Consider the following 12,157-nt stretch of genomic DNA (forward strand, 5'->3'; position numbering starts at 1 on the left):
CTCACGCGCCCCTTACATCATCCGGCTATAAGTTGTTCTTTTTTATCATATGGACGAACGGTTGACTCGATCGAGGAATTACGGTTATTTGACAGCCTTCTACCTCTTTGAATTCAGGGAAAATATCGTGTTCAAGCCTGCCATAACTCGTTCTGTCACCACTACCGCACTTCTGCTGGGATTACTACTCACCGGCTGCGATCAGAAAGCCGCTGACAGCCATCATATTAAAGTTGGCGTCATTAACGGTGCGGAGCAGGATGTCGCTGAAGTGGCGAAAACGGTCGCTAAAGAGAAATACGGATTAGATGTTGAACTGGTTGGTTTCAGTGGTTCTCTGCTGCCTAATGAACCCACGGCAGGCGGCGATCTGGATGCCAACGTGTTTCAACACCGACCGTTCCTTGAGCAGGATAATAAAGCCCATGGTTATAAACTGGTCGCGGTTGGCAATACGTTCGTTTTCCCAATGGCTGGTTACTCAAAAAAAATCAAAACAATCAGTGAACTGAAAGATGGCGACACCATCGCCATCCCAAATGATGCCACCAATCTTGGCCGGGCACTGCTGCTGTTACAGAAAGAAAAGCTGATTACGCTCAAACCGGATACCGGTCTGTTACCAACCGCCGTGGATATCACCGCTAACCCACTGCATCTGCAAATCATGGAGCTGGAAGGCGCACAGCTGCCCCGCGTGCTGGATGATGCCAAAGTGACGGTGGCAATTATCAGCACCACCTATATTCAACAAACCGGGCTGAATCCGGTGCGTGACAGCGTATTTATTGAAGATAAGCAGTCACCTTATGTGAATATCATCGTGACTCGTGAAGAGAATAAAGACGCTGAGAACGTTCGCGATTTTATTAAATCCTATCAGTCGCCGGAAGTGGCAGCCGCTGCGGATAAAATCTTCAACGGCGGTGCCGTTGCAGGCTGGTAATCGCACTCAGTCGCAGTGCCATAATGATTAACACTGCCAGTTGTTTAGATTACTAAAATCAAATATTTGTGAAAAGCCACACAGTATTTGGATAATCTTCAACGACGCCGCACACCGTTGATCGCGATCAAGAAGGATCATACCTGCTCATCGGTATGATCCGACCTGTAAAATGAATCTCATGACCTGGCTACTTTCCTGTTTCGTTCTGACTATTTTCAACCACGGAGAACTTCACTGAGACACGGGTAAGCAATCTCATAATGACTTTGCTTAATGACGGGCAACATGGATGAGCTGCCAATGCGATACAACATTAACGCCAGTCTTATTTATGACGCCGCAGACGGAAGCATTTCGCTGCCGGGCAGTAATGCTCCGGATACTCAGCTCTCGATTACGGCCAGTGCGCTACTGCTGTTTTTCCTGCAGCATCAGGAGGTTGTTAGCCGGGAAGAAGTCCTAAAAAAAGTCTGGGATGATAACGGCTTAACATCATCAAACAGCAACCTTAATCAGTATCTGAGTATGCTGCGCAAAACATTCCGCCACTATGATATAGAAAATATTATTTTGACTATTTCGCGGGGTAATTTGCAGTTTAATCCGGATATTGCAGTCGAGATGCTCGATAGTCTTTCCCCTCAGCCCGCACCAGAAGTACATTCTGAGCAGACGACGCCGCCGAAGATGGTGGAAGAACATCAAGCTTTTCCAGCGGCCAGAAAAATCAACTGGAATATTGCCAGCGCCGTATTGCTGGTTTTATCGCTCTTAATGCTTCCCTTTTCCTTAATTAACCGTCTCCATCCGGTTTTTATCTCCCCCGTTTCGGTCTCGGGCCAGGGCTGTGAATTATCAGGCACAACGGATATGGTCGGATCGGTGACCACTCACGACTATGAAAAAAATTTTTTAAATGTCTTACATGAACTTAACCTTACCTGCAAACCCGGGCAGCGGTACATATTTTTCTACAGTGACAAATTACAGACCAAAGGATTAGGTCGCGTTTTCCTCGCTCACTGCGCCATTCATGGGAATATCCCTTTCGGTTACTGTGATAACTACTTTTATTATTCATGGGAGCCAAAATGAAGATGTATCCCAGATCTTTTTTTGCCGTTTCGTTGATGATATTTAGCGCAACAGCGGCATTTACCGGCTGGCGTTTACTACCGCACCAGGCTTCAACGCAGATTGACTGTTCGTCGCGCGTTATCATGCGGTTTGAAAATATGGATAAGGAAAACGTGAACGGTTCGGTTCACTTCAACTTCGGCCCGGGCGGGAAAGGCTCCATGGTGGTGGAAGGCTATACCGATTCGGATGAAGGCTCCCTCTATCTTCAGCGCTACGTCAAATTCACCTATAGCGTCAGGCACGTCTCAGCGGCGGAAAATCACTACATGATTAATCAGTGGCAGGCAAGCGCCTCTTCAATCGACAGGTCGCCGGATATCATCTTTGACTATTTCATGCGTGAAATGTCAGACAGTCGCGATGGTCTGTTTCTGAATGCACGTCGGCTAAGCAGCAAAACCGTGTTATTCAGCTCAATCAACTCACCTTTATATATCTGCACCCTAAAATCCGGCAGCACTTTCAATTAAATTCAATAACGCCACCGCCCTATCCGCAAGACTGAAAAACAGCACATTATGTATTTAGCGCTAAGCTAAAAAACCCAGTGAAATATGAGGCACGCCACAGTTTTATGGGTGGTTGTCTTTACTCATATTCAAACCATTAGCATCGGGCTAACAAAGTGACACGCCTGCGAATAGCCAGGAAATCAGACATCTTTAATCAACCACAACCACAGTAAAAATCAGCACAGACAAGTAAATACAGGACATGTGAACGCTAAATTTCAGATGAAAAAACTAAAAACCTCAAAAATCTGAATTTAAATTTTGATTTCCATATTCAGGGATATAGTGAGCTGAAGAGCATTCGTTACGCATTTTAATCACGATGTAGTCGGAGTTCTTATTGCTGTTGTTCAGCACAAGTTCAACCGCGTATCGGCGATAGTGAACTCATCGCCTCAAAGCAACAATTTGATGCGCCTGGTTTTCTTTATTGACCCTGATTAAGGATAACTGATGATGACAATGGATAAGGATTTACTCTCCCGGCAGAACGCGCGGGACCTGGTACGTAATGCCAAGAAAGCGCAGGCGGTTCTGGCCACATTTTCACAGCAGCAAATTGATGCGATCGTAAAAAACGTTGCCAAAGAAGCAGCTGCCCAGGCCGAACCTCTGGCAAAACTGGCCTGTGAAGAGACCGGCTTTGGCAACTGGCAGGATAAGGTACTGAAAAATACCTTCGCATCAACCTTCCTTTATGAATCAATTAAAGACATGAAAACCGTGGGAATTATCCACGAAGATAACGAAAAAAAAGTGATGGATGTGGGCGTGCCTTTAGGCGTGATTTGCGCTCTGGTCCCTTCCACTAACCCCACCTCTACCATCTTCTATAAGAGCATCATCGCGTTGAAATCCGGCAACGCCATCGTTTTCTCTCCGCATCCGGGTGCTCGTGAATGCAGCTGGAAGGCCATCGACGTTGTAAGAAAGGCCGCTGAAGCCGCAGGAGCACCGGCGGGTATCGTCAGCGGCATTACCGAACTGACCCTGCAAGCAACGCAGGAACTGATGCACAGCAAAGACGTCTCCCTCATTCTGGCTACGGGCGGTGAAGGCATGGTGCGGGCTGCCTATGCATCCGGCACGCCAACGATTAGCGGCGGACCAGGTAACGGCCCCGCATTTATCGAACGCACGGCAGACGTCCACCAGGCGGTGAAAGACATCATCACCAGTAAAACCTTCGACAACGGGGTTATCTGTGCTTCCGAGCAGTCGATTATCGTTGAACGCTGCATCTGGGAAGAGACTGAACGTGAGCTGAAGGCGCAGGGTGCCTACTTCATGAATGAGGAGGAGAGCGCGAAAATTTCCGCCCTGCTGATGCGCGCCAACAACACCATCAACCCGGAAACGGTGGGAAAAACCGCATTGACCGTCAGCCAGATGGCCGGTTTTAGCGTTCCAACCAATACTCGTGTACTTGTCTCTGTGCAAACCGTTGTTTCAAAACAAAATCCTTTCTCGCGCGAAAAACTGTGCCCGGTACTGGGGCTGTACGTGGAAGATGACTGGAAATCGGCCTGCGATCGGGTCGTGGAACTGTTAAACAACGAAGGGCTCGGCCACACGCTGGTGCTCCATACCCGGAACCAGGAAGTTATCCGCCAGTTCAGTCTGGAAAAACCCGTCCACCGCATTTTGATCAATACCCCGGCAGCGCTGGGGGCCATTGGTGCCACCACTAACCTCACTCCGGCGCTGACGCTGGGATGCGGAGCCATTGGCGGTGGCTCTACCTCCGATAACGTCGGACCGATGAACCTGGTCAACATTCGCAAAGTCGGATTTGGCGTTCGATCCATTGAAGACCTGCGCCAGTAGCCGTTTTTTGGCCATGAGTATAGCCCGGCAATAACGGTGATCCATCAATAACCACACTCTGGACCACGGCCACCTTTTCCACAGGTGGCCGTCACCGCGAGCACAGCTCGTACCCGTATTAAGAACGACTGGAATAGATTCAGGAGAGTAATATGGAACATGATACTTTAGCGACTCCCGTACATAATAATGTGCCGAAGAAAAGCTTCAGCGCCACGGATATTCCTGCCACTCAGCATCAGAACAGCGTGACTGAAGGGCTGTCACCGCGACTACAATATCTTCGCCAGCACTACCTTGAAGCACGCCCAAGCGTTTCAATTTACCGCGCTTTAGCGTTTACCGAGGTGGTAAAAAACAACCCCGGCCTGCCTGTTATCCTGCTGCGAGCAAAAGCCTTCCGCCACGCCTGCGAAACGGCACCAATCCTGATTCAGGACCAGGAACTGATCGTGGGCCATCCTTGCGGCAAGCCCCGGGCGGGTGCGTTCTCACCGGACATCGCCTGGCGCTGGGTGCGGGACGAACTGGACACCATGGGCACACGTCCACAGGATCCTTTCGTCATCAGCGAAGAAGATAAAAAAACTATCCGTGAAGAAATCGTTCCCTTCTGGGAAGGTCGTTCGCTGGATGAAATCTGTGAAGCACAGTATCGCGAAGCCGGCGTATGGTCTTTCAGCGGTGAAACCTTCGTCAGCGATCTCTCGTATCACCAGATTAACGGCGGCGGCGATACCTGCCCTGGCTACGACGTACTGCTGTTTACCAAAGGGATGAACGGCATTAAAGCCGATGCCGAAGCCCATCTGGCGGCACTGAGTATGGAAAACCCAGGAGATATAGACCGGATTTACTTCTACAAAGCGGCAATTGAAACCTGCACCGGCGTGGTTAATTACGCTAAGCGTATAGCAGCACACGCCCGCGAACTGGCAGCGGCGGAGAAAGATCCGCAGCGTAAAGCCGAGCTGCTGAACATCGCGCAGGTTAACGAAAACGTACCGGCTAATCCGCCAAAAACGCTGCAGGAAGCGCTGCAAAGTATCTGGACTGTCGAATCGCTGTTTGAAGTAGAAGAAAACCAGACCGGCCTGTCTCTGGGCCGCGTCGATCAATATTGTTACCCGATGTATGAAGCCGATATCCGTGAAGGCCGCCTCACCGAGGAGACCGCACTGGAAATGATGGAGGCCTTTATCATCAAATGTGCCGAGCTGATGTGGATGTCCAGCGAATCAGGCGCGAAATACTTTGCTGGCTATCAGCCCTTTATCAACCTCACGGTCGGCGGCCAGAAGCGCACGGGCGGCGATGCCTGTAACGATCTGACCTACCTGATTATGGATGCGGTCCGATTCGTGAAAGTGTACCAGCCATCGCTGGCATGCCGTATTCACAACCAGTCACCGCAGAAATACATGGAGAAAATTGTCGACGTAGTGAAAGCGGGAATGGGCTTCCCGGCCTGTCACTTCGATGACTCGCATATTCGCATGATGCTGCGCAAAGGCTTTGATTTCGACGATGCGCGTGATTACTGCCTGATGGGCTGCGTGGAACCGCAGAAATCGGGTCGTATCTATCAGTGGACCTCCACCGGCTATACCCAGTGGCCAATGGCCATTGAATTTGTACTGAACCGTGGGCGTATGGTGCTGTTTGACAGCCATCAGGGCCTGGATACTGGCGATCTGCGTGAATTACGTACCTTCGAGCAGTTTGACGCTGCGGTCAAAAAGCAGGTTGAGCATATTGTTCGCCTGTCGGCTATCGGCACCGTTATCAGCCAGCGCGTACACCGTGACGTCGCACCAAAACCGCTGATGTCTCTGCTGGTCGAGGGCTGTATGGAAAGCGGTAAAGATGTTGCCGCAGGCGGCGCAATGATTAACCACGGCCCTGGCCTGATCTTCTCAGGACTGGCGACCTACGTTGACTCAATGGCCGCCATTCGCAAGCTGGTTTACGAAGATAAGAAATACACGCTGGAACAGCTGCGTGATGCGCTGCTGGCCAACTTCGAAGGCTACGAGGCAATGCGCCGCGACTGTCTGAACGCGCCGAAATATGGCAATGACGATAACTACGTTGACCAGTATGCCGCCGACATTACCGAATGGACCGAGAAAGAGTGCCGTAAATACGACATGCTCTACTCCACCCTCAGCCACGGCACATTGTCGATTTCTAACAACACGCCAATTGGTGAACTGACCAACGCCACACCTAACGGTCGACTGGCGTGGATGCCGTTGTCAGATGGGATCAGCCCAACCCAGGGCGCTGATAAACAGGGGCCAACGGCGATCATCAAGTCGGTCAGCAAAATGAACGTGGAAACCATGAACATTGGCATGGTGCACAACTTCAAGTTCCTGAAAGGGCTGCTCGACACACCTGAAGGCCGTACAGGTCTGATCACGCTGCTGCGCACCGCCTCAATTATGGGCAATGGCCAGATGCAGTTCAGCTATGTCGACAACGAAGTATTGAAAAAAGCCCAGCAGGAGCCAGAAAAATATCGCGACCTGATTGTGCGCGTGGCGGGATACAGCGCCTACTTCGTTGAGCTGTGCAAAGAGGTTCAGGATGAAATTATCAGCCGTACGGTAATTGACGGATTCTGAGGATAATCCACAGGGAAGAACGATGAACAGGGACGTTCACACAGAGGCATGAGGTAGAAATGATGACCACTAAGGAACTGACGGGGCGGATTTTCAATATCCAAAAATATTCAATTTATGATGGAGATGGCATTCGCACGCTGATTTTTTTCAAAGGCTGCAATATCAGCTGTCCCTGGTGCTCAAACCCGGAAGGCCTGAACGGCAACTTTCAGGTGATGTACTCCCACGATAAATGCATTGACTGCGGCGACTGCGTCAGCGTTTGTCCTTCGGGGACCCACTACCGGGCCAATATCAACGGCAGCTTGAAACATTTCATCAACCGGGAAGCGGGCTGTAGCGGCTGCCGAAAATGCGAAGAAATCTGTACTCAGGATGCCATCAGCATCGTCGGCAAAGATTACACCGTCAGCGAACTGATGGAGGTCATTATGCAGGACTACTTTTTCTATACCTCCTCTGGCGGTGGCGTCACTATTGGCGGTGGTGAGATGAGCCTGCAAACGGACTTTGCGGTTGCGCTGTTTAGCGAATGCAAAAAAGTCATGATCAATACGGCAGTAGAAACGCAGGGAACAACGCCGCTGGAAAATTACAAGAAACTGGCAGCCGTTACGGACACCTTTTTATTCGATCTGAAAGAAATGGATAGCGCGAACCATAAGACACTGTTCGGCATGGGCAACGAACGCGTTAAACGAAACCTGGAATGGCTGGTTGATTCAGGAGCCAATGTCGTTGTCCGCATTCCACTGGTGCGGGGTTACAATGACTCTGAAGAATCCGTGCTCACCGCAATTGATTATATAAAAAAACTTTCACGGCGAGGAAATATTCGCCGCATTGATATTCTCCCCTATCACCAGCTTGGCAAAAGTAAATATCAAAAACTTGATATGGACTACCCGGTATTAAACGATCCTTCATACACACCGGAAGAATTAAATTACATGGAATCACGATTTAAAACGTTTGATTTTGATATCCGTTTAGTTCGCCATTAATTCATTATTTTTTAAAATATCACTCAGGAGTTTACCCATGTCTTCGAAAAAGAAATGCTGGCTATGGCTGCTGCTGGTTATCGTCTCCGAAACGTCAGCAACCTCAACATTAAAAATGTTTGATAACAGTGAAGGTCTGACTAAAACCCTGCTGTTGGGGCTTATCGTTGTGCTCTACTGTATCTGCTACTACTCCCTGTCACGGGCGGTGAAAGATATCCCGGTTGGCCTGGCCTACGCCACCTGGTCAGGTACCGGCATCTTAACCGTTTCAACGCTGGGTATGCTGTTTTACGGCCAGCATCCCGATACCGCAGCGATTATCGGCATGCTGGTTATCGCCAGCGGCATTATTATTATGAATTTATTTTCCCGCATGGGCAATGAAGATGCAGAAGAAACAACACCTCTACCCTCTGAACTCACTGAAAAAAGTTCACCAACACACTAAGGGGAATTATCATGGCTAACGTGGGATTTTTATGGCTGGCATTGTCGATCTGTTCCGAAATAACCGGCACTTCAATGATAAAAAAAACCTCCGGATTCAGTAAACTGGCACCTTCCATATTGGTTATTATTGCCTATGCCGTTTGTTATTTTGCACTGACCAGGGCAATGAGCACAATCCCGGTGGGAGTGGCTTATTCACTCTGGTGTGGGTTTGGTATTGTGGGCGTAACGCTTTGCTCAATGATTTTATACAAACAGAAACCCGACTTACCCGCGATATTTGCCATGCTGCTGATTATTTCTGGTGGTGTCATTATGAATGCCTTCTCCACCATGTAAGCCAGAAATAAATTGACTATTCGGTCACCCGGGACATTAAACACGTTTAATAAACTCACTGCGTAACAGGATTTGTCGTACCTGTTGCGCAGTGAGTAACGTATTTTTCTTAAAATTAGTGCAGTGGCTGCTTCACATACAGGCTGATTGCAGCAGGACGAATGGCCTCAACGCTGATTTCATACTCTTCAACGGTAAGCGTTTCCAGCCGCTCAAAGTTCTCTTCACGCCCGTGTAAGGCGATAACCAGCAGAGAAGGTTCCTGTGATGGCGGCAAAGAAGACCAGTCTCCCAGATCAACGCCTTTCATATAGCCAAAGCACCATTCCTCTACCACCGTGTAATCTTCACCGTTAACGGTGTTAATACCAAACAGCGGCTCGAACTGGTCAGGATAATCAGTCAGACGATCGACAATATCATTCATATGTTGGGAAAGCAGGTCGTGGAAACGGCGGAATTCCTCTTCAGATTCCCAGTCAGGCATCTCCTCCTCTCCGCCCCAGATGGCAGGCAGCCATTCACCTGGCGGAATCGGCACCGGTGCAGAAACGATGGCCGTCAACATGCCGTCCAGTTCGGAGGCATCGACCAGCGAAGTGTCGGTAGAATATTTCATTAAAATATCATCCAGCCATTCCAGCTGTTCTTCCGTCAGGGGACCCTGTTGCATAGCGTTACCTCTCTCCACATAACATTTTCACCAGCCGCGCCGGTGAGTATGGGGGTATTCTCGTTGCCAGTGCAGAAAAAAGCTATCCTGCTGCCGATTTAAAGCATCAGATAACCTGTAAATTGATTATCGTCGCCGGTGCGCTAAAAGCCAGTCTGGCCAGCTAGTGTAAAACCCGACGGGACCAACAACTCAAACTTTGCGTGCGAAACAACACCGCCTTTCGTGAAAGTCGTCACGCAGATACCGGGCTCTAAGCCCCTTTTAAATGATAATGATTATCGGCAAGTTCCAACTCTGATAGAATTTGTGCGCTTTTCCCCACTGCCTTTCATTAAGATTCCGGAGAGAACCATGACTGATGCTGATGTGCATCCGGCTATCCAGCCAGCAACGCAAACGATTGCGGCATACCGTAAAATCACCTGGCGACTGATCCCCTTTCTGTGTCTGTGCTATCTGGCTGCCTATCTGGATCGCATCAATATTGGCCTTGCCAAGCTACAAATGGCCAACGACCTGCAGCTCAGTGAAACGGCCTTTGGTTTGGGTGCCGGGTTATTTTTCGTTGGCTACATTCTGTTTGAGGTGCCCAGCAACCTGATCCTACAGCGCGTAGGGGCCAGCGTTTGGATTGCCCGCATCATGATCAGCTGGGGGTTGCTCTCAGCGGCCACACTGATGGTACAGACACCATCGCAGTTCTACGCGCTGCGTTTTTTCCTGGGAGTCGCAGAGGCCGGATTCCTGCCGGGGGTGCTGTTTTATCTGACCCGCTGGTATCCATCGTGGCGACGCGGCCGCATCATCGCGCTATTTATGATTGGCCTGCCGCTATCCAGCCTGATTGGCGGACCGCTGTCGGGCTGGATTATGACCCACTTTGACCAGCTTCATGGCCTGAGAGGCTGGCAGTGGATGTTCCTGCTCGAGGGGCTGCCCAGCGTGTTACTGGGTGTGATGACGCTGTGGGTGCTGCCCAACAGCGTGGCGCAGGCGAACTGGTTGAGTCAGGAGGAGAAGGCATGCGTTCAGCGGGATCTGGAAACCGATGAGCGGGAGGGCCGCGAGAGTAAGCATCGGCTACGCGACGGGCTGTTAAATATCCGCGTACTGATGCTTGGCGGCATCGATTTTTCGATTCTGCTAAGCGCCTACGCCATGGGTTTCTGGTTGCCTACGCTGATTAAACAGGCCGGAGTGAGCAATATCAGTACTATCGGCTATTTGACGGCCGTTCCGAGCCTGGCCGCCCTGGTGGGGATGTTGCTGATTGGCTACAGTTCGGATCGTATGCGTGAGCGCCGCTGGCACATTATTGTGCCATTTATCATCGGTGCGGGGGCGATGGCGGCCAGCACGTTTGCCGGGTACAGCGTGCTGGCAACGGTTCTGCTTTTCTCACTGGCGCAGGCGATGATTATTGGTGCCGTGCCGGTGTTCTTTAGTCTGCCAGCGACCTTTTTAACGGGTACGGCGGCGGCGGCGGGATTTGCGCTGGCCTGTTCGGTGGCCAATATTGCCGGGCTGGTGAGTAATTCGATTATGGGTCTGGCGTTGGATTTGACCGGCAGCAGCAGCGGTGCGATGTGGTTTTTTGCGGTTTGTTTGTTGCTCAGTTCGCTACTGGTGGTGGCTTTGCCTGCCAGGCTGGTGAATCGTTAGGGGGTAGCGAAGCGGCGTTGTCGATGGCTGTGGTGTACAGCTGGCTGGTTGTGCCTCCGCTCGGGCGGTCCTCGCGCCGCTTTGCTGTGCCTTCACTTCGTTCGTCAGCCTGACGGATCGGTTTAGACGGTCGTTTGCAAAGTCAGAAGTTGGCGCTGGCTGGTTGTGCCCCCGGGCGGGCGGTCCTCGCGCCGCTTTGCGGTGCCCTCACTTCGCTCGTCAGCCGGACAGACCGGCACAGACGCGCGTCCTGCGCGGCTGTGCCTTTCGGCCGCGTCCATGCGGCCGAATCCTGGCTTCCTCTCTCCGTTCAGCGCTGCGGATTGCCCGCCCGGGGGCACAACCAGCCTGCTATCTGACTTCCGTGTTGTCTGAAGAAGGAATCCCGGCATTTTCTTTGTATTCAGCGATGCGGATTGTACGATCGGGAATACAACCAGCCCGTTTCATACAGCAGTGCTGTCTGTCAGTTAAAAATCACTTCAGAACAATTCAATACGACCGCGTAAATCTAATTTTGAAATGTGATACGACCTGTACCGGTGCTGCTTCAGAGAAGACACCACTGTTTCTGTATTAGTCCATATTTCTGAAATGGGTTCTCGACGTCAAAGAACTCACAAATATGCGACGCCTAAAACCATAGTTACAGCAGCTCAACAGTTCAGTCGTCGGGCAGTCGGGCAGTCGGGCAGTTAAGCAGTTAAGCAGTTAAGCAGTTAAGCAGTTAAGCAGTTAAAAGCGAGCACAGAACAATAAAAGGAGGCCAGCCTCTGCGGCTACCGGACAATCCGCAGCGCTGAGGTGGAGGCTACGAGCCAGGAGACGCCAACAGGACGTTGGCGTCAGGCATGGCGCGGGCAGGACGCCCGCTCCAGGCCGGTCCGGAAGGCACGAAGCCGTAACCGAAGGCATCGCGCACGGCGCGACGTGAGGACCGTGCGGTAGCCACAGAGGCTGGC

The 12,157-nt window shown here is 50.9% G+C and carries 9 protein-coding genes and 2 pseudogenes; 9 read left to right on the top strand and 2 right to left on the bottom strand.

Features of this window, described 5'->3' with window-relative positions; genetic code table 11:
• The first annotated feature begins 127 nt into the window (after positions 1-127).
• The 8 genes and pseudogenes from nlpA (at position 128) to IBT47_RS09485 (ending at position 8,857) form a co-directional block, all read left to right on the top strand.
• Complete coding sequence (nlpA, locus tag IBT47_RS09450; protein ID WP_370569371.1) at positions 128-946, top strand: lipoprotein NlpA; 819 nt, start codon at positions 128-130, stop codon at positions 944-946.
• 303 nt (positions 947-1,249) lie between these two features.
• Positions 1,250-2,044 carry a helix-turn-helix domain-containing protein gene (locus IBT47_RS09455; RefSeq protein ID WP_200560274.1) on the top strand — a complete coding sequence of 265 codons (795 nt, stop codon included), beginning with the start codon at positions 1,250-1,252 and terminating at the stop codon, positions 2,042-2,044.
• Entirely contained in the window at positions 2,041-2,559 is a 519-nt protein-coding gene (locus IBT47_RS09460) for a FidL-like protein (RefSeq protein ID WP_200560231.1), read from the top strand. The genes IBT47_RS09455 and IBT47_RS09460 overlap by 4 nt, the downstream gene beginning before the upstream one ends.
• A gap of 495 nt (positions 2,560-3,054) precedes the next feature.
• Positions 3,055-4,422, top strand: a pseudogene (locus IBT47_RS09465) (acetaldehyde dehydrogenase (acetylating)); the annotation flags it as partial.
• Between the two features lie 260 nt (positions 4,423-4,682).
• A pseudogene (gene cutC / locus IBT47_RS09470) lies at positions 4,683-7,058 on the top strand (choline trimethylamine-lyase); the annotation flags it as partial.
• 59 nt (positions 7,059-7,117) lie between these two features.
• Complete coding sequence (cutD, locus tag IBT47_RS09475) at positions 7,118-8,065, top strand: choline TMA-lyase-activating enzyme (protein ID WP_200560232.1); 948 nt, start codon at positions 7,118-7,120, stop codon at positions 8,063-8,065.
• A 37-nt stretch (positions 8,066-8,102) separates the two neighbouring features.
• Positions 8,103-8,516 carry a multidrug efflux SMR transporter gene (locus tag IBT47_RS09480; protein ID WP_200560233.1) on the top strand — a complete coding sequence of 138 codons (414 nt, stop codon included), beginning with the start codon at positions 8,103-8,105 and terminating at the stop codon, positions 8,514-8,516.
• Between the two features lie 11 nt (positions 8,517-8,527).
• Entirely contained in the window at positions 8,528-8,857 is a 330-nt protein-coding gene (locus IBT47_RS09485) for a multidrug efflux SMR transporter (RefSeq protein WP_200560234.1), read from the top strand.
• A gap of 115 nt (positions 8,858-8,972) precedes the next feature.
• On the opposite strand, the gene IBT47_RS09490 is transcribed toward IBT47_RS09485, so the two are convergent.
• A complete protein-coding gene (locus tag IBT47_RS09490; RefSeq protein ID WP_200560235.1) occupies positions 8,973-9,530 on the bottom strand; it encodes a UPF0149 family protein in 558 nt (185 codons plus the stop codon).
• Positions 9,531-9,884: 354 nt separating this feature from the next.
• Here IBT47_RS09490 and IBT47_RS09495 point away from each other — a divergent pair, with 354 nt between their 5' ends.
• Entirely contained in the window at positions 9,885-11,195 is a 1,311-nt protein-coding gene (locus tag IBT47_RS09495) for an MFS transporter (protein ID WP_200560236.1), read from the top strand.
• An 811-nt stretch (positions 11,196-12,006) separates the two neighbouring features.
• On the opposite strand, the gene IBT47_RS09500 is transcribed toward IBT47_RS09495, so the two are convergent.
• Complete coding sequence (locus IBT47_RS09500) at positions 12,007-12,147, bottom strand: hypothetical protein (protein WP_200560237.1); 141 nt, start codon at positions 12,145-12,147, stop codon at positions 12,007-12,009.
• Between the last annotated feature and the right edge of the window lie 10 nt (positions 12,148-12,157).

It is taken from the genome of Erwinia sp. S43, assembly GCF_016624745.1.
Classification (GTDB): Bacteria; Pseudomonadota; Gammaproteobacteria; order Enterobacterales; family Enterobacteriaceae; genus Erwinia; species Erwinia coffeiphila.